This window comes from Prevotella sp. BV3P1, assembly GCF_000479005.1.
Taxonomy (GTDB): Bacteria; Bacteroidota; Bacteroidia; order Bacteroidales; family Bacteroidaceae; genus Prevotella.
This window is the reverse complement of the sequence record NZ_AWXC01000014.1, coordinates 1-22,449: the sequence shown is the minus strand read 5'-3', so window position 1 is coordinate 22,449 and position 22,449 is coordinate 1. Positions and strand designations below refer to the sequence as shown.

Below are 22,449 nucleotides of genomic sequence, written 5' to 3'. Positions count from 1 at the left end.
GTTGTTGATTTATTTGGTAGTTCCAAATAATTTGCTACTCTCTCTCTCTCTCTCTCTCTCATAGGCGCCACGCCAATAACCAAACTCTAAAACATTTTCGCATACGCGCGCGTGAGGCGCGCCGTATCTCCCATAAACAAAGGGCTCGGCCGAGTTCCCCTTGTGCAGTAACCTATGCCGTTTTGTAAACTAGCAAACAACAAAATAAGCTCAATTTATATTCTTTAAACAAAATAAAATGAAAAAGAAAGAATTTAGAAAGAAACTTTACGAAGCTCCTCAATGTGAAACGTTACAAGTGCAGAATGAGCATTTCTTCTGTACCAGTGTAGTTCCAAAGGTTCCTGGATTGACAGAGGAAGAATGGCAGTCTGACGAGGATAAAGATGGAGGTGAGTTTGAATTGTAGCAGTCTATTAGTGGCGAGTTATAAAATGAAATTTAAGAAGATAAATATGAAAAAAACGATTTTTTTTGCAAGCTTTTTGGGAACGGTGATGTTAACCGCTTGCATCAATAATGAGGATGTTGCAGAAGCGAATAATAAGATAGAGATAAGCGGCAACCATTTTATTTTTACTACAGAGGACTTCGGTGCAGAGATGCCAACCAGAGCGGCCGTGCCTTTGGAGAGTGTGAATACAGTAGATTTGGGCGATGGCTTGCAAGCTGAGGTAACCATAGGTGTTGATTGGTCGCCACAAGTGCGTGCTGTCAATCCTATTGCTGATGGGCACTATACAATTTACGCAGTGAATAGCTCTGGTGAAAGGGTGACAGGAATAGATAGCAAGGTAAGTGGTACTGTCACTGCAGGTGGGTTTATTAAAGACCCGGGTACTAATCTTAGACTCTCTCCTGGAACTTATACATTTGTCTGTTATAATGATGCTGTAATCGATAATGGAACTAACCTCATTGTAAATAATGGTAGCGATGCTCTTGTTGGAACTGCTACGGAAAATATTCATGGGGAGGGCTGGAAAGTAAATTTCACAATGAAACATCAGGGAGCACGTGTAAGATATAAGCTTACATCCTATACTTCTGCAAGCAGTGGTGTAGCAGTGCAGTTTACATCAACCACCAGTGATCAACCCATAAGTCTGACGTTAAATACCAAAGGAGTTGTTGAGACTGTCAACCGTGGTGTTTTATCTGGCATAAGTACTAGTTTTGCTGCTACATCAGAAGCTGTGAATTCAAGTTATACTCTACCATATACAACACCATTGACAGATTATAATTTTCTACTTCCTGGAGTAAAGGGAAATAAGTTGAAATTGACTTTCACAAGCGGAAGAGTTTATGGAGAAAATCTTGCGGGTAAGAGCCTTACCCTTGCATTTGCTGATGAACTTGCGCGCAATGGCTCCTATGTGGTACATGTAAAACTAAAAAAGATACTTTACCTATATGATGATGGAACTGTGGGAACCTTTGCTGAAAGGGGTACACGTCGCCCTATCGGGGTGGTGGTTCAGGACAAGTTGGTAGGGCAGGATGGAGTTGCCATGGCATTGACCAGTCGTCTTTCAGGTAAGTGGTCAACGAGGAGTGGTGTGCAAGATAATGCCATTATGGGAAATGATTTCGTAACAGTAATGAATGATATGAATGGTTACAAATACACATGGGACCCTTCGACGAGCAAAGATGGGGTTACGGTAAAAGCTGAATCGAGTATCTACCCTGCTTTCTATGCTGCTGGGCACTATCATCCAAACGTTCCCGTAACAGGTAAAAATGTGGGGAAATGGTTTCTACCCAGCATGGGACAATGGCGCTTGGCTGTAGAAACACTATATCAGATGAAGGTTCTTTCTCAATTGACGGATTGGGGCTATCCTAAAGCAGACCAGGATAAGCGCAACAGAATAGACACTATTTTTAAACAAGCAGGAGGATTTTCCCCAATGGGTCACGACTATTGGAGTTCTAATGAGTATGATCTTAGAAATGTTGGAGATATGTGTTTCAGAAAAAGTAAGGTTCAATTCGATTATTATGGTTATGGTAAGCGCATAAATTGGGGAGTACTTCCTTTTGTACATTTCTGATTATGGAATTGCATTTATTCGGAATGAGTAGATGGTTAAAATAAAATTGAGAACAAAAACTATTGCGGAGAAGTTCACGTCCCATGCGAAAATTGTGTTTCGGGGAGCCCCGACAAACAAAAAATGACCTCAGTTCGGGATAAGAGAACGCAAAAAAAGTAAAAAAGAACAAGGTAGTCTCATAAATATTTTGTACCTTTATAGTTAATAATCAAACAGTTACAAATATACTTATGCAGACTACCGATTACAAAATTACTGAATTATTCTATGTTATAGATGATTTTTGCAAACATTTTGTAGCTGAAAATGGCGGGGAACTGCTTTTGGGTGACGATACCACGAAGCGTAGAAGGCGTAAGGCTTCCTTGTCCGACAGCGAAAGCATGACTATTTTATTGTATTTCCATTTCGGAACATTTCGTAATTTCAAGCACTATTACCTATTCTTCATCAAGGGGACTTTTAAGACGTACTTCCCTAACGCTGTCTCTTACAACCGTTTTGTTGAACTTGAAAGTAGGGTGTTTTTCCCTCTTATGTTCTTTCTTAATCTGCGTGCATTTGGAAGATGTACAGGTATTACATTTGTTGACTCAACAATGATTCCCGTATGCCACAATCTTAGACGCTATGCCAACAAGGTGTTCAAAGGCATTGCAACAAATGGGAAAGGAACAATGGGCTGGTGTCACGGATTCAAGCTTCATCTGGCATGTAATGACAGAGGGGAAATCATAGCTTTCGTTCTTACTGGAGCAAACGTCAGTGACAAAGACACAAAGGTTTTCAAGGTTCTTGCCAAACGTTTGTATGGCAAGCTGTTCGCTGATAAAGGATACATATCACAAAAACTTTTTGACTTTCTTTTTGAAGATGGTATTCAGTTGGTGACGGGACTCAGGGTAAATATGAAAAACAAACTCATGCCTTTCTATGATAGAATGATGCTGCGCAAAAGATATATCATAGAAACCATCAATGATCTTCTGAAAAACACTGCCCAAATTGTACATTCACGCCATAGGTCTGTGACAAACTTTATCATGAATCTTGTATCTGCCTTGGGGGCATACTGCTTCTTTGAAAACAAGCCAGAAGCTCTCCAGGGATATTGCATAGAAGACACTAAACAGTTGGCGTTGTTTTAAGCAACATTTTTTATCTAAATCATATCCCATTCATGATAGAGTGGGATGTATTATCGTGCACATGATTCTAACAAGGAATAATGCTCCTAACTTATCAAAATATAGACGGCTTAACCCGAACAGGGGTATTACGTTACACACTACAAATTCTAAAAAACATTAGCAGCACTTGTTTTTTTTATTATACCTTTGCAGTCACAAAGACATTTTACGAATACCCATATTTAAGCGACAGATAATAAAAAGACCACTTTTTATACTAATTAATTAAATATGAGGAAAATTTTTACACCTTTAGCGTTGCTATGCGCAACCACCTTGGCTTTTGCCGCCCCTGTGGGCAGACAACAAGCCCGACAAGCTGCATTGGCTTTTATCAAGAGCCATGCAAGTACTAACTCCCAAGTCGCTACACGAGCTTCACAAGCCGCACCCTCGCTCAACGAGGTGGCAAGCACCGATGCCTACTACATTTTCAACGTAGGCAAGGGACAGGGCTTCGTCATCGCCTCTGCTGACGACCGCACGGTTGACGTGTTAGGTTATGCAGAAGAGGGAACGTACGACGAGCAGCAATGTCCGGCATCGCTCAAGATGCTCTTGGCACAATACCGACAGGAGGTGAGCATGCTGAACAACATGCCTGCCACCACAAAGCCAGCCACTACTCGCGCCAACAGAACGCTGCAGCCCATCGAGCCGTTACTGAAAACTACATGGAGCCAGTATGGTCCCTACAACCAGCAAACGCCCATGCACAAAGACAAGCACTGTGTCACGGGATGCGTTGCCACGGCGGCAGCCCAAATCATGGGCTATTACCAGTATCCAAAGAAGGCTCCCGCCTTGTCTGCCTACAAGGCTCCGTCGGCTCATCTGCAAGTGCCCGAGCTTGCCGAGAGCACCTTCGAGTGGAACGACATTCTGCCTTCGTACCGCATTTCCACCACCCAGCAGCAGCAAGACGCAGTGGCTAAGCTGATGAGGTATGTGGGACAGGCGGTGAGCATGGATTATACCGCTGATGATTCGGGCGCCGATTCCTACAACGTGATATTGTTCCTTACCCGAATGTTCGGCTACTCTAAGGGCATGCACCGTGTCTTCAGAGACCGCTATACCAGTGAGGAATGGTGCAACCTGATATACGATGAGCTGAAAGCCAAACGACCCGTATATTACTTTGCCGATGACGTGGTGTACAACTATGGTCACGCCTTTGTATGCGATGGCTACAAGGAAGGCGACTACTTTCACATCAACTGGGGCTGGGGAGGTCAATTCAACGGCTACTATCGCCTGTCGGTTCTTTCGCCACGCGAATATGGATTTAAGCAACTGCCCAGTGTCTTCACGCGCGAGCAAGGAGCTATCATCGGATTCAGACCAAGCGAAGGTGCTGAGGTATTTCCAAAAGTTGTTGACGTCAAGGAGATGACGCCCCTACAAGATCAAAGTCGCTCGACCAATAGCGATGACTTCACGGATTTTGATATCACCATGAAATGCGTGAACAATTACGGCGAATCCTTTGATGCCGATTGCGGTATAGGCTTTTGGCAGGGAGGTAGATTGATAAACACCGTCAAGCTGTTCAGCTCAACTTTCAAGACCGACGGCAAGATACAAAGGAACGAGGCGAACTTCAACATACCGCACACCCTCGCCAACGGAAAGTACACCGTGCTGCCCGTTTACCGCTTACAAGGCGAAAGCGAATGGAAAGCCTGCGGCGGCATTGGAGAAATGGCGCAGGAGATAGAGATTACCGACACGGAACTGAAGACCTCCACTGCCAAGCCTGTTCTGGAGGTGAAGAAAGTGGACGTGAAAGGCGGCAAGGAGGCGGGACGCCCACTGTCCGTAACCCTCACCATAGAGAACAAGGGCGACGAGCTGTATGACACCTTCGACATGCTTTTCAAGTATGACTATGTAGCTTCTACCACCACCTTCCTGCCTGCAGGACAGACAACAGACGTGGTGTTTGAGCTGTATCCAAAGGTGGCTGGAGAGTTCGACTACTCCTTCGAATGCAAGTCGGGCGCCACTATCAGCTCCAGAGGAAACATTACCATTACTGAACCTAAGTCGAAAAACATTCCTTCGGTTGAGGTGAAAATCGAGCAAAGTGAGGAAAACGCTTTCAAAGCTCCCGCCATGAAGGGGAAACTCATTGTGACCAACAGCGAGAGCGCTGACTACTGCGGTGGATTCGACATTGAACTGCGTTGCAAGAAAGGCGATACGGACGCGGCTTACCTTGAAAACAAACTCTCGCTGGCAGACATCATTCCCGCCAACAGCAAGAAGGAAATACCGTTCTCGATAGACAACGTTGTCGCCGGGGCGCAATATGCCATTTACGCGTATGGCTACAAGGTTGAGAAACAAGAAGACGTCATCCAAGGTGGGATGAAATACGTACCTAAATGGGAGCGCATTCTCAAGACACCGTTCTACATGGCAAAAGACGCACCTACGGCAATCGCTGTTCCGCACGTCAGCCACGAGCCGGCACTCATATACAACCTGCAAGGTGTAGTGGTAGGCAAAGGCGAACAACAGCTTGAGTCGCTGCCAAAGGGCATCTACATCATCGGTGGCAAGAAAGTAGTTAAGCGATAACAACCATCCTCATCAGCCCATTCATCTTTTCGACAAGGCACAGAAACATTCTCGTGGCCTTTTCGGAGTTGAATGGGCTGTTGCATGTCGTTGCATGGACGGCAGTTCTAAAAACATCTCCACACACGTTACGTCTCTATCATCTTAAATGTGCAGAGAAATCTTCATCAACAGAATCCACGGTATATTGACGATTATTTTTTCTTTATCAAAACAGCACAAGAACGCCTGCATTCTAATGAACGAAGCGAATTTACATTGTTGGCAATTCAATGAACGCTGGCGTTCTTTGTTTTGTTTACTTCATTCGTTACGTTTGTTACATTCGTTGTTCAACACATTGCCTTTCAATGAAAGAGCCGTGGGCTTCACCGCCTTTTCCCAGCGATTGGAGCCTTGTTTATGTTGCAACTTTCGGTATAAAAGTTCGGCCTCTTGGGTAAAAAGCCGTATCTTTGCAGCAGCAATTGGTTCTGAATGAATCAGATGAAAAGGGAATCGGGTGAAAGTCCTGAACAGTCCCGCTGCTGTGAGCAACATTAAGCGCATGCGAACACAAGGCCACTGACAGTTTTTCGGGAAGGCGTTTGCATGATGGGTTGTAAGTCAGAAGACCTGCCGTTGCAACATGTTCCTATTCGGGCTCGAGGAAGACGAATAGATGAGATTTAATTGTAAAACTGTTTCATGCCAAGGTGTGTCATCACATTCGTGTTGTGCGTGTGTGTCCTGTCTGGTTTTTCGCAGAACGATTCGATTCGTGACCAGGTTCATGTGTTGGATACCGTTGTCGTATCCCGCCTGCGCAGCCATCGCTCTGTACAGAGTACGGCTCCGCTTCATACGCTTGGTCGCAGCGACATGCTGTCCATGGGCGTCACCGACATGGCCGACGCCTTGCACCGTTTACCGGGGATTACCTTGCGCGATTACGGTGGAGCGGGTGGCATGAAGACGGTGTCGGTGCGTGGCTTCGGTACACAGCACACGGGGGTGAGCTACGATGGCATCTTATTGAACAATAGTCAGAATGGCGAGATAGACCTCTCACGCTATTCGTTGGATAATCTGGGCAGCCTGTCGTTGCTGGTAGGCGATAACGACCAGCTTTTCATTCCTGCGCGCAATGCCAGCGTACCCTCATTGTTGTTGCTGGAAACACGCTCCATGCTATTTGACGATGCTGCGCCGCACGTCACGTCACAGTTGCGTGTCGGCTCGTTTGGCTATGTGGGTCCGTTTGTTCGGTACGAGCAGAAACTGTCTTCCCGCATGGCACTCTCGGCCCTGGGTGAGTATGTGTATGCGGAGAACGACTATCCGTTCACCTTGCGTAACGTTTCAGTGGTAACTCGTGAGCGTCGCACTAACAGTAGGATGAATACTGGTCATGCTGAGCTGAATGCGTCGTGGCTTCCGGTATCCCATCATGAGTTGAAGGCGAAGGTGTATTATTACGACAACCGCCAGCAGTTGCCCGGCATAGTGAGGTATTATACCAACGAGAGTGATGAGACGTTGCACACGCAAAACTTCTTTGCGCAGGCGCAGTATGTGGTCACCAGCCTTCCCAAGTGGTCGTTCAAGTGGTTGGGAAAGTTCAATTGGTCATCGTCAAACTATCGCAATGGCAACTATCCGGATGGCGTGGTTGATGGGCATTACTGGCAGCGCGAGGCCTACACCTCGGCATGTGTCTTGTATGCTCCGAGCCGCCAATGGGCTTTCGATTATTCTGTTGATTATATCTTCAACAACCTCAACAGCTCTCGATTGTATGATGTGAAACCCTATCGCCAGGCACTGTTGCAAACGCTGTCGGCCACTTATCGTCAACAGCGTTTCAAGGTGTTGGCCCGCTTGTTGGGGTCGCTTTACTTCAATGGGGCCCGCAAAGGTGACGGATCCGATGACATGCGCCGCTTGTCACCCTCTGTTTCTCTGTCGTATCAGTTGCTCCACCAGCCTGCCATGTATCTGCGCGCCTCGTATAAAAACATCTTCAGGGTTCCGACGTTCAATGAAAACTACTTCTACCATTATGGCAGCAAGGATTTAAAACCCGAGTTGACCGATCAGTTGAATATTGGACTCACCTTCCTGCATGACCAGTCGCCTTGGCGGATAGAGGCCTCACTCGACGGTTATCTCAACCATGTGAAAGACAAGATCGTGGCTGTGCCGTACAATATGTTTGTGTGGAGCAATATCAATGTAGGTAAGGTGCGCATCCTTGGGCTGGATGCCATGTTTCGTGCGGCTTGTCAGTTGGTGCCGCAACATGTGTTGCGGTACACGGGCAGTTATGGCTTTCAGCGTGCAGCCAACCGAACACTGAAAACGTCTCCTTACTATAACAACCAAATAGCCTATATGCCCCTGCACTCTGGCAGTATGTCGTTGGCCTATGAGAATCCTTGGGTTAACCTTACCGTGCATGCCTCGGGCGTGAGCAGTAACTGGAGCAACAACGAACACCATGACCAGAGCAAGATTGGAGGCTACATGGAATGGGGCGTCATGGCTGCCCGAACGTTCAAGGTGTGGCGCCATTCTTTGGTCGTAAGGGCTGATGTCAAGAATATTTTTAACCGACAATACGAGATTGTGGCCGGCTATCCGATGCCCGGTATCCAATATCAAATAACAATGAATTATCAATTTTAAAAAAACAATGAAGATGAAAAAGTATTTATTAAGTTTTGCCGTGTTGTTGATGGGCATGGCCATGTTCACGTCATGTAGTGACGATGAAGAGGATGTAACGCCTGGTTCTACTCCCATGAAGATGAAAACCACAGGCATTTATGTCATTAATCAAGGTAACGAGTATGCCAAGATTTCCGGCAGCATCACGGGCATTTCCACCAAGAACTGGAACGCAACCCAAAACTTCTTTGAGCTTGCCAACGGCCGAAAGCTGGGCATGACGCCCAATGATGCCATTATTTATGGCAGCCGCATGTACATTGCGGTATCTGCAGAAGGCACGGTAGAAGTGGTAGACAAGAACACCATGAAGTCGGTGAAGCAAGTCAAGATTACCGACCTGCTGGGTAGTAAGGAAGGATGTTACCCCCGCCATTTGGCAAGTGCCGATGGATGTGTGTATGTAACCACGTTTGGCGGCTATGTGGCAGCCATCGATACCGTATCATTGAGCTTGAAAAAGAAATACCAGGTAGGGTCTTATCCCGAAGGAATCACCGTGCGTGGTAATAAGTTGTATGTGGCTAATTCTGACTGGGGAAGAGGAAAAGGCAACTTATCTGAAATCAATCTGACCAACGGCACCGTGACATCCATCAACGATCCGCTGGTTGTCAACCCCTCGGGCATCAAGGCTGTTTCCAAAGGTTTGTTAGTTCTTGACTCCGGTAAGTATGACGAGACGACAGGCACTCAGCAAGGTGCCGGCGTCATTCGGTTCATGTATGGAAAGGCTAAAAAGGTTGTCGATGCCACCATGATGGCCGTCATGAGCGTGAGTGGTAAGCCACACCGCATATACACCATCAATGCTCCGTACACCAAACCGGCTACACCTGTTACATACCAGGTGTACGACATGCATACGGGTAAGACCAGTACGTTTATCAAAGAAGGGGTAGACAGTCCGGCTGCAATAGCGGTTGATCCCGTTTCGGGTTATGTGTACATTACGTCTTACAAGAAGAGTCCAGACACAGGCTTTGTTGATTATAGCACACCGGGCTATGTGAATATCTATGATGAGTCGGGTGTGTTGCTCAAAACATTACCCACCGGCGTTGGTCCAGGTGCCATTGTTTTTGACCATCATAACGTGATGCAGTAAGCTGAACGCTGCATCGTATACACTATAGGGTGGTTCTATAAAGGGCGGTTCTATAAGTTACCACCGTAAAGTTTTTTATGTGTAAGTCTTTTTACGTTTTGTGCGTTTTGCCGGCGCAGACGTACCCTTACGTCCGCTTGAAATCAAATGTGAGGATGTTTTTGGGAATGTTAATGTTTGTTTATCTTTAAGAAGATGAAAAAGAAAATGCTTATTTTTGCAAACCATATAAATCATAAAAAACATTACGATGAACAAAATGAACATTTTGAAGTATTTTTCACTGTCCTTGTTCTTGACGGCTGCGATTGCCTTCACGGGATGCAGTAAGAGTGACGACGGTAATGACAAGCCCGCGACAATCGATTACGCTAAAAACATTGTTGGCACATGGGAGATGGAGAATGTTACCTTCACCCTCGCCGACAAGAATACGCCTGCGAAATTCAACTTAGAGGTGAAACTTAATGCCGTTAACGGATCTAAGATTTTCGTGAACGGTCAGGAATTTGATGCGAAAACGCTAAAGGGGCTCGGCTTTAACGTTTCTGCGGACGAATTTCCCGTTCAAAGGCTACAGTTTGACGCCGACAAAAAAATGACGTCTTATGAATATGATCAGAAGCGTTGGAACGCAAATGATGATAAACCCACATACGATGTCAAGGATGGCGTGCTTACCATAACGTCTACGGACGGCGCCATGTCCATGAAAATACTCTCCATGGAGCAAAACTCTTGCATGCTTGACGCGTCCATGTTTGTAGAGAGTATGATGAAAGACTATAAATTGACAGAAAAGTTTGATGTACAGTCAGCACGTCTCAAAGTGAAGAGAATAAGCTGACGGTATCGTTCGTCGCTTGTACAGAATGGTCTTTTCTCAGACATGAAACGTCTGGGAAAAGGCTGTTTTCTTTTCAGGGCGGTTCTATAAATCAACTTTGCAAAGCTGATTTACAGAACCGCCCTATAGTCTGTGAGCTTCATAGACGCGACATGCCACCTCGGTTGTAACACATCGGGGTGGCATTTTTCAGGTCGCAGCTTTGACGTCTTCATGCATGAATGCTGTAAAAGTTAGCATGGACGACCCATCGGTCAATTATTTTGGCTATCTTTGTAGAAGATTGGCTTCGCCTTAACATAGAAAGTAAACTTTCTCTGTCTTCGGCTTGCACTATCTTTGTAGAAGATTGGCTTCGCCTTAACATAGAAAGTAAACTTTCTATGTCTTCGGCTTGCACTATCTTTGTAGAAGATTGGCTTCGCCTCAACATAGAAAGTAAACTTTCTCTGTCTTCGGCTTGCACTATCTTTGTAGAAGATAGGCTGCACCTCAACATAGAAAGTAAACTTTCTCTGTGTTCGGCTTGCGCAATCTTTGTAGAATATTAAACTTGAACAATCTTTCGATATGAAGAAAACAATCTTGATGAGCGTATGCCTGTGGTTGCTTGCAGTCATGGGATATGCACAATGTGCGCCAAACATGGCAAACTACAGTGTGATTCCTTTGCCACGACAAATCAACATGGTGAAGAGTAAGGGCTTTGTGCTGACCCCTCAAACCCGAATTGTGTACCCAGCATGTGACAGTGTGCTGAAGAAAGATGCCGAATTGCTGGCATCTTACATCTTTGAACTCACGGGCTTGCAACTCAAAGTGGCGACCAGTGCCACCGATGCACACAACATCGAGTTGTGTACGGGACTGCCACATCCCAACAAAGAGGCGTACAGCATGCGCGTTTCTGCAGAAAAAATAACCATTCAGGGGGCGTCTGCCGCTGGCACTTTTTATGGTATACAAACCTTGCGAAAGGCAATTCCCTTGAAGTGTAATATGAATAAGGGAAGATGTGAGAAAGAGGAGGGAAAAAGCAAGAAGTGCTGTTCATCAACAGAACAGAAGAATTTGCTGCCTTATTCGTCAGGGATAGTGTTTCCAGCAGGCGAGATAATAGATTATCCGCAATATGCTTATCGGGGTGCCATGCTCGATGTGGCACGCCATTTCTTTGGGGTAGAAGCTGTCAAGACCTTTATCGACATGCTTGCCTTGCACAACATCAATAATTTTCATTGGCATTTGACCGATGATCAGGGTTGGCGTATTGAGATAAAAAAATATCCGTTGCTGACCCAAAAAGCTGCATTCCGACACGAAACGGCTATCGGACACACGGACAAGAAGGATGGCAAACCCCATGGAGGTTATTACACGCAGCAACAAATCAAGGAGATAGTGCAGTATGCTACCGAGCGTCACATCAACATTGTACCCGAGATAGATATGCCAGGACACATGGTGGCAGCATTGGCAGCCTATCCGGAGCTGGGCTGTACGGGCGGTCCGTACAGCGTACGCACGGAGTGGGGCATTGCAGAGGAGGTGCTTTGCGCCGGCAACGACAGCACTTTGCAGTTTGCCAAAGACGTGATTGCTGAGGTGATGCAGCTCTTTCCCGGTCCGTATATCAACATTGGAGGCGACGAGTGCCCGAAGAAGTCGTGGCAAAACTGCGCCAAATGTCAGGCTAAGATTCAAAGTTTGGGACTTGTTACCGATGCACAACATACCAAAGAGCAGCGTTTGCAAAGCTACTTTATGACCGAAATGGCGAATTTTATCACCCAGCATGGGCGAAAAGTGTGTGGCTGGGACGAGATTTTGGAAGGTGGTGTAGCACCTAACGCAACGGTGTTGTCGTGGCGAGGCATTCAAGGAGCTGAAGAGGCTGCTCGCTTGGGACACGATGCCATTATGTGTCCTACCTCGAACATGTATTTCGATTATTACCAAACCGAAGACAGAGCCAACGAACCTGTGGCTTTCAATGCCTATCTGCCCATTGAGAAGGTGTATGCTTTCCAGCCTGTTCCTACGTCGCTGACGCCACAACAGGCAAAGCATATCATTGGTGTGCAAGCCAATCTGTGGACCGAACAGATAAAAACGCTATCGCATGTAGAATATATGATGTTGCCACGATTGGCAGCAGCGTGCGAGGTGCAGTGGTCGAGCGAGCAGGAGAAGGATTATGGCAGCTTCTTACAGCGGTTGCCTCACATGCTGCAACTCTACACAACTTGCGGCTATCGATATGCTGAACATTATTTCACGGTGAACACGGTGCTGACACCATCGCCCAAAGGGCAAGCCATGGAGGTGGCTCTCAGTGCACCGGGGAAGGCGAAAATCTATTATACCACTGATGGAAGTGAGCCAAATGAGCAAAGCAAACCGTACAAAAAGCCGTTTTGTCTCAAGCGATCTGCTACCATTAAAGCCATAGCTTATAGCGATAGTCTGCACAGTGATGTGACCAAGGAGCAAATCATTGTTCATAAAGCCATGATGAAACCCATTCGTTTTTGCACGCCACCCAACCATGCTTATCAAGGAAACAGTCCACAAGAGTTGGTGAATGGATTGCTGGGTAACACTTCGTTTCACTCTGGACGTTGGGTAGGATTCGTGGGAAACGATATGGACATCATCATCGATCTGCAACGCAGGATGCCCATTAAGAGTGTATCGGTACGCACACTTACCGAACAATCCAACTGGATATTCCCCGATCGAGGCGTTTCCTTGTTGGTGTCTGACGATGGAGAGCATTTCAAGGAGGTGTTTGCGGATACTAAACAATCGCTTCCGCACGTTGTGCCACCCAGTGTAAACACGCAGAAGATAACGCTTGAAAACGTTAGGGCACGGTATCTACGCATCAAGGTGTTGTCTGAACAGAGTATACCTCAATGGCACTACGGCAAGGGCAATGCTGGTTTTTTGTTCGTAGACGAGATAACGGTTGATTAGAAAAACGGTATGGAAAGAGTTCATCGTGCATGGTCATGATGAACTTTTTTCGATGAAGAGGATATGACATGTCCAGATGAATGCAGTTGATGACGGATAAAAGTTATGCCCGATGCAACTTTTACGGCTGTGCCATCGTCCTATAAACAGTTAGTAATTGGCCTCCGTTGGTAGGTCATGTAATCCTCTAAATAGTAAATGGTATGAAGAAAATACTTTGGTTGGCATGTGCTGTGGTCTGCGTAGTGACATTCGCATCGTGCGTGAACATCGTTAAAAAGAAGGATGGTGGAAAGAAAATAACAAAGAACGTGAAGGTGCAACCGTTCAAACGCATCAAGTTAGAAACAGCTTGTGAAGTGCATTTTGTGCAAGCCGATTCTGTGAGTGTCAAGATTGTAGGGCCTGAAAATGTAATCAAGCACATCAAGACTACCAGTGATGGAACGGAATTGACCATCCAACATACACGAAATAATGGATGGAATAACCTGCGTTCCTGCGATGACGTGGATATCTATCTCACTTCCCCCGACCTTATATCGGTGTTGATGCGAGGCGCTGGTGATTTCAATATCGATCAACATCTGGATACAGATACCTTGACAATTCGATTGGAAGGGGCTGGTGATGTTGAGATAAAAGACCTGATTTGCGATGAGGTGAATGTGGAAATGAAAGGGGCAGGCGACATCGAACTCGAACAAGTGATTGCGTCTAAAGCCTCGTTTAAGCTCAAAGGAGTAGGAGATGTCAAGGCTCATCTGGCAAAATGTGACTGGGCGCAATGTGAACTCGAAGGGGTAGGCGACATCGAACTGTCGGGAACGGTTAGGCATTTCAGACACAAGGTGAGGGGAACGGGCTCTATCAACACAGACGATTTGCAGATTCTTTCCAAACATTAGACCTGGAATAAAAGCGAGCGTCTTGGGGTGATGTCAATCTTTTTGGTGTTGTGGGGCTGTTGCTGTCGAATGCATCGCGGCTTCACGACATTGAAAGGAATATTTGAAATGCCACTTCCTTATTTCAAAAATATGTTTTATCTTTGTATCTATAAAGGCTCTTGAGGGGTCATTGTGCCAATGTGCAGCAAGATATTGACCAGCCTTTGTTGACAAATGGATAAAACAGATACGAATGAAATATGCTGTGATAGCTGCGGGTGATGGCTCACGTTTGAGCAAAGAGGGGATTGATGTTCCTAAGCCGCTGGTAAAAGTGCATGGTGAATCGTTGATAGACCGCTTGATACAAATCTTCATGGAGCATGAAGCAGAAGAAATCATCGTTATCTGCAACGAAGCCATGCCTGATGTATATGCTCATTTGTGCGACCTCAAGGCAGATGGTTTGCAGGGCGTTCGAGTTCCCTTACGCCTACTGATGAAGCGTACACCCAGCTCAATGCACAGTTTGTACGCCATGAGTCCATGGCTCAAGGATTCGCCTTTCTGCCTTACAACGGTAGACACGGTTTTCTTGGAACAAGCTTTCACCGATTACATTCGTACTTTTAAACATTCTGTCAATCATGGTGTTGATGCATTGATGGGTGTGACTAGGTATGTGGATGATGAGAAACCACTCTATGTGGAAACTGACGCTGCGTACAATGTTTTGGGCTTTCATGATCAAAACCCTGGTCATCGCACCTTCATCTCTGGTGGTATTTATGGTCTTCACCCTCGTGTGTTGGACACCTTGGCTCACTGTATTGAGCGTGGCGAGCATCGCATGCGCAACTTTCAGCGAGCATTGATTGAAGAACAATTAAAGGTAATGGCCTATGATATGGGGCCGGTGATGGACATTGATCATGCCACGGACATCGCAAAGGCAGAGGAGTTCCTGCGAAATCCAGCGTCGAAGTTGAGCCAAACTCCTTAAAACAGAATAATAGAAGGCCCGCAGTGCCTTCATCCAACGATATGAAAAATAAAATCATTGCTATCCGTCGTGACGTGAGATATTCACTGGACGCAGAACAAAAAGACCGCGAGATTCTTGCTTCTGTCATCCAATGTCTGGGCGGTGACATTCCCATGATTGACGAAACTCAACTCACAGATGAGCACAAGGCCGACGTTTATTTGTCGATGGGACGTTTGCCAAAGACATTGGAGTTCTTGCGAAAACGAGCTGCAGCGGGCGCTTTGGTGATGAATACGCCCAAGGCAGTGGAAGCATGTGAGCGGAAGAAAATCGTGAAGTTGATGCGAACGCACCATGTTCCCATGCCTCCTGAGAAAGGCGAGCATGGCTATTGGCTCAAACGTGGTGACGCTTTGGCACAAAGAGATGGCGATGTGGTGTTTTGTCAAGACGAAGATGAGTTGAGAAAGCAGAAGGATGAATGGGAGAAACGCGGTATTCTAACTTGCGTGGAGAGTGCGAATGTTGAAGGCGTCTTGGTGAAATTCTACTGCGTCGGCCATGACTTCTTCAGATGGTATCGCCTTCGTGCCTCCGAACAGGGGTACACTTTTGATGCGAAAGAGCTGCACCGCCATGCCTGTCGATTGGCTGATATTATCGGTATTGATGTCTTTGGCGGTGATTGTATCGTGAGTGAAGATGGTCATCTCAGCATCATTGATTTTAACGACTGGCCCAGTTTCGCTCCTTGTAGGGAGGAAGCGGCTCGGGCCATTGCACAACTTTTAAAGGAAGTATGAGTAGGTTTCAAGAACTTTTGAAGGCTTCCATGAAGTCGAAAGATACGGAAGAGTGGCTTGACGTTCACTTCACTCGGCCAGTGGGTTTGGTTTTTGCCTTGATGTGGAAACGACTTGGCGTGCATCCCAACGCCGTCACCATCCTCTCTATCTTTCTTGGAGCAGGAGCAGCTTATTGTTTTTATTTTATTGACCTGTGTCACAATCTGTGTGGTGTGATGCTGCTGATCTTGGCCAATCTTTGCGATAGCACCGACGGTCAGTTGGCTCGTCTCACTCACCAGCATACATTCATCGGGCGCATGCTTGATGGCTTCGCCAGTCAGTTGTGGTTTTTAGGCATCTATGTGGCCATTGCCATGCGGCTGCAGCATCAACCAATGCCGTTCACCGATATCCACTGGGGCATGGGAAGTTGGGCCTTGGCGGCCGTTGCAGGTATCTTGTGCCATTCACAGCAAAGCTCCTTGGGCGATTATTACCGGCAGATTCATCTTTATTTTTTGAAGGGTAAAGAGGGGAGTGAGTTGGATCAATCGAAGCAGCAATACGACATTTATAAGTCATTGGCAAAGAATGAATGGCTGAAAAAACTGTTTTACGCCAACTATGCCAACTATTGTCGCGGACAAGAGCGGCGCACACCGGCGTTTCAACGATTCTTTCAATCTTATCTCAGCCATCCTCACGAGGATGTGAAGCAACGATTCGTGACAGGAAGCCGACCGCTCATGCCCTATGCCAACATACTGACGTTCAATACACGCGCTATTTGTTTATATGTTACCTGTCTGCTCAACTGTCCATGGGTGTACTTTTTCTTCGAGATAGTGGTTCTCCATACGCTTTACATTTATATGCACAATCGCCACGAAACCTTGTGTAAACGGCTTTTGAGCGACCCCGCAAAACAACCAAAACACATTTAACCATGGAGAAAATTATGAAAAAAAATACATCTGACATCAAGGGATTGATTCTTGATTTTGGTGGAACCATCGATACAAACGGCCAGCATTGGGGCAAGATGTTGTGGCGTTCTTACCAACAGGAGGGGATGCTAGTGACGGAAGATGCTTTTCGTGACGCTTATGTCCATGGTGAACGCACGCTCGAAAAAAATCCGTTGATTCGGGCAGATTATTCTCTCAAGAAGACGATCGATGTCAAGTTGCGGCTCGAGTTGGAGCAGTTGTGCATCCTTGGTGCGTGGGATGCGGATGAGAACGAACTGAAACGGATGCACGAGCAACTGACAAATCGTGTGTATGAGCATGTCTCAACCATCATTTACCGTAACAGAATCGTTCTTGAGAAGCTACACCAACAATATCCGCTTGTTATGGTTACCAACTTTTATGGTAACATGAGGCAAGTTTTGAAGGAGTTTGAGCTTGACAAATTGTTTGAAGATGTCATCGAATCAGCTGTGGTCAACATCCGAAAACCGGATGCCCGAATGTTCAAAATGGCATTGGATGTTTTGCAAATGCCAGCCGCTAACGTTCTTGCAGTTGGTGACAGTTACTACAAAGACATAGAACCCGCCTCTGCAATTGGCTGCCAAACTGCTTGGTTGAAAGGTGAAGGATGGACGGACAAGCAGTATGATGAAACGCTTCCCACCTATATATTATCTGATTTTCAGGATTTATTGAAAATCTAATATGTCTTTTTAATAAAAGGTAGATTCTTGTTTATTACAGGTTTAGGTGAGGATTATTTACGGTTGTAAGAAGATGTAACTCCCTTCAATCGTTACTTCTTCTTCGGCGATGAGCATTTCCAAAGCTTCGTCTAATTGGCGTCTTGCAATGGACAGTCGATGGAGTTCTGTCAGGTGATGCTTCTCCCCGTCGTTCAAAAAATGCTTGATTTGGTCTTGGGCGGGCTTTATTTTTTTTTCCGAAGTCTGGTCTGTATAATGTTCCAGACATACGTCACAGCGCATACAGTCCTGCACATCGGTCTCTCCAAAATAGCGTAAAAGCTGTCTGCTTCTACACACTTCGTCATTCTTGGCATAGTTGATGACCGACCGGACGCGCTTGGTGTATTCTTCTTTCCTTTGCTCGTACACCTCAACGGGAATGATAAGCCGGTCAATCTCCTCGCGGTCACGGGTGTAAGTGATGAACGGCATCTTGCGTTGTGGAATGAAATGAACGATACGTCGCTGCGTCATTCCGCGCAACAGCAGATACACTTGCTCTCTCGTCAGTTCGGTTTGTTGGGCTAAAAGGCCCTCATCGATGTAAACATAATCGGTGAATAATCCGCCGTAGTTGCGCAAAAGAGCCGTGAGGAGTTTCTCTTCATAAGGTGTGAGATGCTCCAATTTGTACAGCTCATTTCGTCCAATGAGGAACATCAGACGTGCGCTGGAATCGGGATCGGTTTCATAAACGAGATAACCAGCGCGTGCCAACAGATGTAAGGCCGAATTGACAGGCACGGGAAAGTACTTGTATATAGAGCAAAATTTGCCGATATCAAAGGTGAACGTGTGTCCTTTGCCGCTGTGGATGCCTATCTCATAATAGAAAGCCAGACTCTGATAGACATTCTTGATATACTCCTTTTCAGGGAAGTTGTCCACTATTCGCTTGTCCAATTTGCGTTCATCGCCACCATTGTAGAGCAAAACAGCATAGGAACGGTTGCCATCTCGCCCTGCACGACCCGCCTCTTGGAAATAAGCTTCCAGCGAGTCGGGGCAGTCCATGTGCACTACGATGCGCACGTCTGGCTTGTCGATGCCCATTCCGAAGGCATTCGTGGCTACGATGACACGCACCACATCGCTTTGCCAAGCTGTCTGTCGTTCGTCTTTTACGGCGGGTTCAAGCCCCGCATGATAAAAGGTTGCAGGAATATTATTAGCGTTCAGCATCTCTGCAATCTCCCTGGTGCGCTTCCTGCTTCGCACATAAACGATGGCACAGCCACGCACTGAGTTGAGAATGTGAACGAGTTCTTCATTCTTGTCCTGCGCATTGCGTACCACATACGTCAGGTTTTTGCGCTCAAAGCTCATGTGGAAAGCATTCTTCTCCTTGAACTCGAGCTTTTCTTGGATGTCCACAATGACCTTCGGAGTGGCTGTTGCAGTCAAAGCCAATAGGGGAGTGTCGGGCTTTTCCTTGCGGATGTCCGCTATTTGAAGGTATGCTGGTCGGAAATCATAGCCCCACTGACTGATGCAGTGAGCCTCGTCAATAGTGATGAAGCTGACGTTCATGCGGCGCAACTTCATCAAAAACAGTTCTGAACCGATGCGTTCGGGCGAGATATACAACAACTTAACTCCCCCGAAGATGCAATTATCCAGCGCCGTGGTAATCTCCCGTTGGCTCATTCCTGAATAGATGGCTGTGGCCTGTATGCCTTTTTCCCGAAGATGTTGCACCTGGTCTTTCATCAAGGCGATGAGCGGAGTCACCACGATGCACACGCCTTCCTGTGCCAGGGCCGGCACTTGGAAGGTAATAGACTTGCCTCCTCCGGTCGGCATCAGCCCCAGTGTGTCTTTTTGCTGCCCGATACTTTCGATGATGTCACGTTGTATGCCACGAAAATCAGCATACCCCCAGTATTGGTGCAGTATGTTCAGGTATTTATCTTCGGCCTGCATGTCGTCAGAATTCCTGCTCCTCTTCTTCGGTAGGACGTATGTCTTCTATTTGCAATTGCATGGCATTGCGCTTGAACACGTTGTCCTCAAGCGTGTAGGCGATGTCAAAACTGCGCTTTGACTTGATGTATCGGGCCGACGCACTCTGTCCGAAGGCAATACCATTGACGATGTTACTCGACTTCGAATCAACCAACTCAAGCTTGATGTGCTCTTGTTCGCGCCCTACCACCTTACTGGTTCCATAGTCGTACACACCGAGTGTACAGAACAGAGGTTTGGAATTACCCGGCCCAAAGGGTGAGAATTTTTTCAAGTCAGCATGCAATCGCTTGGTGATGTCTTTGAAATCGATGATGGCATCGATGTCTAAAATAGGCTCAGTTTGTTCGGGTTCAATGTGTAGATCCACATATTTCTGAAACCGTTCTCTGAATTTCTTGATGTCATCCCATCGCAAGGTCAAGCCGGCGGCGTAGGTGTGTCCGCCGAAATTGACGAGCAAATCTCGGCAACTCTTGATGGCCGAATAGACGTCAAAGCCCGTCACGCTGCGCGCAGAACCTGTGGCAAACTCGCCATCACGTGTCAACACCACCGTTGGACGAAAGTAAATCTCGGTCAACCGTGAGGCCACGATGCCGATGACACCTTTCTTCCAGTTCTCATCATACAGCACGATGGACGAATGATGCTTTTGGCTTTCCAGCTTAGCGACTATCTGGTTGGCCTCTTCAGTCATCTGTTTGTCGATGTCTTTGCGCTGTTCGTTGTATTCATCGATGTGCTTTGCCTGTCTCAGTGCACTGGCAAAGTCCTTCTCAACCAAGAGGTCCACGCTCTCCTTGCCATTCTCCATGCGTCCCGAAGCATTGATGCGTGGCCCAATTTTGAACACGATGTCACTCATGGAGATGTCCCTTCCATTGAGGTTGCAAATGTCTATGATGGCCTTCAAACCCACACTTGGGTTCTGGTTCAGTTGTTTCAGACCATGAAACGCCAGTATCCTGTTCTCGTCTGTCACGGGTACGATGTCGGCCGAGATGCTCACTGCGCAGAAATCGAGCAGCGGGATGAGCCGTGAGAAAGGAATGCTGTTGTTCTTGGCAAAGGCTTGCATGAACTTAAAGCCCACTCCACATCCCGACAGATGCTTGAAAGGATAGCTGTCGTCTGGTCGCTTTGGGTTTAAGATGGCCACAGCGGGAGGCATCACTTCGTCAGGGACGTGATGGTCACAGATGATGAAATCAATTCCAAGGCTTTTGGCGTATGCGATTTCGTCAATTGCCTTGATGCCACAATCCAGAATAATAATCAGTTTAACACCCGTTTCCTGTGCATGGTCTATTCCCTTTTTGCTTACACCGTAGCCCTCATCGTAACGATCGGGGATGTAATAATCAATGTTGGAATAGAATTGCTGCAGGAACTTATACACCAATGCGACGGCTGTACAGCCATCCACATCGTAATCACCATACACCATAATGCGCTCTTTGCGCCCCATGGCGTCGTTCAATCTGTCTACGGCCAAGTCCATGTCTTTCATAAGAAATGGGTTGATGAGATCTGCCAGTTGTGGGCGAAAGAATCGCTTGGCGGCAGACTCCGTAGTGATGTCACGACGGATGAGCAATTGAGCGAGAAGGGGACTGATATTCAGTTTTTCTCCTAACTCATTGGCTGCCTTTGTTTCTTCTGATGTAGGTGGTACATAATTCCATTTGAAATGCATTTATATTGTTTTTTTATTTTGTCTTACCGTGTCCGCATAGAATGGATGCGGGTGTGAATTTCATGGGATTTGTAAGCTATTTTGCGTGTAAAGATACAAAATATTTGTCATATTCCATTGCTTTTCTCTCAAATATTTTTTTGTCACGATGCATTCAAATTCAAAACTGTTTGATACCCAGATTTCAACTCATCATGTGCTCTTAGAGTGTCCTGCAAAAAATGACCGCTTACCCACGGCGGGTAAGCGGTCTGTAAATGCTATGTAGGGTGGTGGCTTTCAGCCCCATCCTTTTACAAGTTAATCTTCTTGCGGATGTCTTTTGGCACAGCATTCTTGTTCACCATGAAGTCCATGGTCTTTTAAGCAACGAAAGCCTTGGTCATGTACCAAATACCTTTGTACTTGCCACTTTCGCCCCAAGAGTTCTTAAAAAGTGTCCTGTAATGCGCGTTCTTCTTCCATGAAACTTTCCTGCTTTGTGTTTTTCGCTTCATGTTTTTATTGAAGAAATTGGTTGACTGTCCATGTCTGGTTGGAAAAATAGGTCGATAAGTTATTTTTTCTTTTATAAAGTTGTAAAATACGAAAAGATATATTATATTTGCTGAAGATTGAGTTCGCCTCAACAAAGAAAACAAACTATCTCTGTCTTCGGCTTGCGCAATCTTTGCAGAAGATAGGCTTCGCCTCAACAAAGAAAGTAAACTTTCTCTGTCTTCGGCTTGCGCAATCTTTGCAGAAAATGAAACACTATAGAGATTGAAAACATTTTTTTCACATAGCTACTTACCCTATTGTACCAAATATTCTTTGATGCAAGGGGTGTTTCAAAGAAAGAACAATTTTCTTCTTTCTTTTAACGCAAATTATTTGGTAGTTCCAAATAATTTTGTACTCTCTCTCTCTCT

15 protein-coding genes, 1 pseudogene and 1 riboswitch are annotated in these 22,449 nt (G+C 46.2%); of the genes and pseudogenes, 13 read left to right on the top strand and 3 right to left on the bottom strand.

Features of this window, described 5'->3' with window-relative positions; genetic code table 11:
* Positions 1–238 precede the first annotated feature (238 nt).
* From HMPREF1254_RS12130 to HMPREF1254_RS03515, 13 genes are all read left to right on the top strand, one after another.
* Positions 239–409, top strand: a complete 171-nt coding sequence (locus HMPREF1254_RS12130; protein ID WP_023057279.1) for a hypothetical protein — start codon at positions 239–241, stop codon at positions 407–409.
* 46 nt (positions 410–455) lie between these two features.
* The gene (locus tag HMPREF1254_RS11445; protein WP_023057282.1) at positions 456–2,060 is read left to right on the top strand and encodes a putative lipoprotein; all 1,605 of its coding nucleotides are present in this window, start codon (positions 456–458) and stop codon (positions 2,058–2,060) included.
* Positions 2,061–2,293: 233 nt separating this feature from the next.
* The gene (locus HMPREF1254_RS03570; RefSeq protein WP_023057283.1) at positions 2,294–3,211 is read left to right on the top strand and encodes an IS982 family transposase; all 918 of its coding nucleotides are present in this window, start codon (positions 2,294–2,296) and stop codon (positions 3,209–3,211) included.
* A gap of 273 nt (positions 3,212–3,484) precedes the next feature.
* Positions 3,485–5,839, top strand: a complete 2,355-nt coding sequence (locus HMPREF1254_RS03565; RefSeq protein ID WP_023057280.1) for a C10 family peptidase — start codon at positions 3,485–3,487, stop codon at positions 5,837–5,839.
* 450 nt (positions 5,840–6,289) lie between these two features.
* Positions 6,290–6,476: riboswitch (cobalamin riboswitch) on the top strand.
* Positions 6,477–6,526: 50 nt separating this feature from the next.
* Positions 6,527–8,506: a TonB-dependent receptor plug domain-containing protein gene (locus tag HMPREF1254_RS03555; RefSeq protein ID WP_023057278.1), complete on the top strand. Its 1,980-nt coding sequence runs from the start codon at positions 6,527–6,529 to the stop codon at positions 8,504–8,506.
* Between the two features lie 13 nt (positions 8,507–8,519).
* Entirely contained in the window at positions 8,520–9,656 is a 1,137-nt protein-coding gene (locus HMPREF1254_RS03550) for a YncE family protein (RefSeq protein WP_023057281.1), read from the top strand.
* 250 nt (positions 9,657–9,906) lie between these two features.
* Positions 9,907–10,503: a lipocalin-like protein gene (locus HMPREF1254_RS03545; protein ID WP_023057284.1), complete on the top strand. Its 597-nt coding sequence runs from the start codon at positions 9,907–9,909 to the stop codon at positions 10,501–10,503.
* 570 nt (positions 10,504–11,073) lie between these two features.
* On the top strand, positions 11,074–13,482 hold the full coding sequence (locus HMPREF1254_RS03540; protein ID WP_036890938.1) for a glycoside hydrolase family 20 protein: 2,409 nt from the start codon (positions 11,074–11,076) through the stop codon (positions 13,480–13,482).
* A gap of 203 nt (positions 13,483–13,685) precedes the next feature.
* On the top strand, positions 13,686–14,390 hold the full coding sequence (locus tag HMPREF1254_RS03535) for a GIN domain-containing protein (RefSeq protein WP_023057286.1): 705 nt from the start codon (positions 13,686–13,688) through the stop codon (positions 14,388–14,390).
* 235 nt (positions 14,391–14,625) lie between these two features.
* The gene (locus HMPREF1254_RS03530) at positions 14,626–15,375 is read left to right on the top strand and encodes a sugar phosphate nucleotidyltransferase (RefSeq protein ID WP_023057277.1); all 750 of its coding nucleotides are present in this window, start codon (positions 14,626–14,628) and stop codon (positions 15,373–15,375) included.
* Positions 15,376–15,416: 41 nt separating this feature from the next.
* Entirely contained in the window at positions 15,417–16,163 is a 747-nt protein-coding gene (locus HMPREF1254_RS03525) for a hypothetical protein (RefSeq protein ID WP_023057274.1), read from the top strand.
* Complete coding sequence (locus HMPREF1254_RS03520) at positions 16,160–17,092, top strand: CDP-alcohol phosphatidyltransferase family protein (RefSeq protein ID WP_036880483.1); 933 nt, start codon at positions 16,160–16,162, stop codon at positions 17,090–17,092. Before HMPREF1254_RS03525 ends, HMPREF1254_RS03520 begins: the two co-directional genes overlap by 4 nt.
* Before the next feature lie 14 nt (positions 17,093–17,106).
* Positions 17,107–17,829, top strand: a complete 723-nt coding sequence (locus tag HMPREF1254_RS03515) for an HAD family hydrolase (RefSeq protein WP_036890939.1) — start codon at positions 17,107–17,109, stop codon at positions 17,827–17,829.
* Between the two features lie 57 nt (positions 17,830–17,886).
* On the opposite strand, the gene HMPREF1254_RS03510 is transcribed toward HMPREF1254_RS03515, so the two are convergent.
* The 3 genes and pseudogenes from HMPREF1254_RS03510 to HMPREF1254_RS11640 all read right to left on the bottom strand — a co-directional run.
* Positions 17,887–19,797, bottom strand: a complete 1,911-nt coding sequence (locus HMPREF1254_RS03510; protein WP_023057289.1) for a RecQ family ATP-dependent DNA helicase — start codon at positions 19,795–19,797, stop codon at positions 17,887–17,889.
* A gap of 4 nt (positions 19,798–19,801) precedes the next feature.
* Positions 19,802–21,538 carry a single-stranded-DNA-specific exonuclease RecJ gene (gene recJ / locus HMPREF1254_RS03505; protein ID WP_023057287.1) on the bottom strand — a complete coding sequence of 579 codons (1,737 nt, stop codon included), beginning with the start codon at positions 21,536–21,538 and terminating at the stop codon, positions 19,802–19,804.
* Between the two features lie 293 nt (positions 21,539–21,831).
* A pseudogene (locus HMPREF1254_RS11640) lies at positions 21,832–21,975 on the bottom strand (aminopeptidase); the annotation flags it as partial.
* Positions 21,976–22,449: the final 474 nt, after the last annotated feature.

Bases quoted from the DNA above. Each gene is read 5' to 3' on its own strand.
- HMPREF1254_RS12130 (WP_023057279.1), top strand. From the start codon at position 239: ATGAAAAAGAAAGAATTTAGAAAGAAACTTTACGAAGCTCCTCAATGT.
- HMPREF1254_RS11445 (WP_023057282.1), top strand. From the start codon at position 456: ATGAAAAAAACGATTTTTTTTGCAAGCTTTTTGGGAACGGTGATGTTA.
- HMPREF1254_RS03570 (WP_023057283.1), top strand. From the start codon at position 2,294: ATGCAGACTACCGATTACAAAATTACTGAATTATTCTATGTTATAGAT.
- HMPREF1254_RS03565 (WP_023057280.1), top strand. From the start codon at position 3,485: ATGAGGAAAATTTTTACACCTTTAGCGTTGCTATGCGCAACCACCTTG.
- HMPREF1254_RS03555 (WP_023057278.1), top strand. From the start codon at position 6,527: ATGCCAAGGTGTGTCATCACATTCGTGTTGTGCGTGTGTGTCCTGTCT.
- HMPREF1254_RS03550 (WP_023057281.1), top strand. From the start codon at position 8,520: ATGAAAAAGTATTTATTAAGTTTTGCCGTGTTGTTGATGGGCATGGCC.
- HMPREF1254_RS03545 (WP_023057284.1), top strand. From the start codon at position 9,907: ATGAACAAAATGAACATTTTGAAGTATTTTTCACTGTCCTTGTTCTTG.
- HMPREF1254_RS03540 (WP_036890938.1), top strand. From the start codon at position 11,074: ATGAAGAAAACAATCTTGATGAGCGTATGCCTGTGGTTGCTTGCAGTC.
- HMPREF1254_RS03535 (WP_023057286.1), top strand. From the start codon at position 13,686: ATGAAGAAAATACTTTGGTTGGCATGTGCTGTGGTCTGCGTAGTGACA.
- HMPREF1254_RS03530 (WP_023057277.1), top strand. From the start codon at position 14,626: ATGAAATATGCTGTGATAGCTGCGGGTGATGGCTCACGTTTGAGCAAA.
- HMPREF1254_RS03525 (WP_023057274.1), top strand. From the start codon at position 15,417: ATGAAAAATAAAATCATTGCTATCCGTCGTGACGTGAGATATTCACTG.
- HMPREF1254_RS03520 (WP_036880483.1), top strand. From the start codon at position 16,160: ATGAGTAGGTTTCAAGAACTTTTGAAGGCTTCCATGAAGTCGAAAGAT.
- HMPREF1254_RS03515 (WP_036890939.1), top strand. From the start codon at position 17,107: ATGAAAAAAAATACATCTGACATCAAGGGATTGATTCTTGATTTTGGT.
- HMPREF1254_RS03510 (WP_023057289.1), bottom strand. From the start codon at position 19,797: ATGCAGGCCGAAGATAAATACCTGAACATACTGCACCAATACTGGGGG.
- recJ (WP_023057287.1), bottom strand. From the start codon at position 21,538: ATGCATTTCAAATGGAATTATGTACCACCTACATCAGAAGAAACAAAG.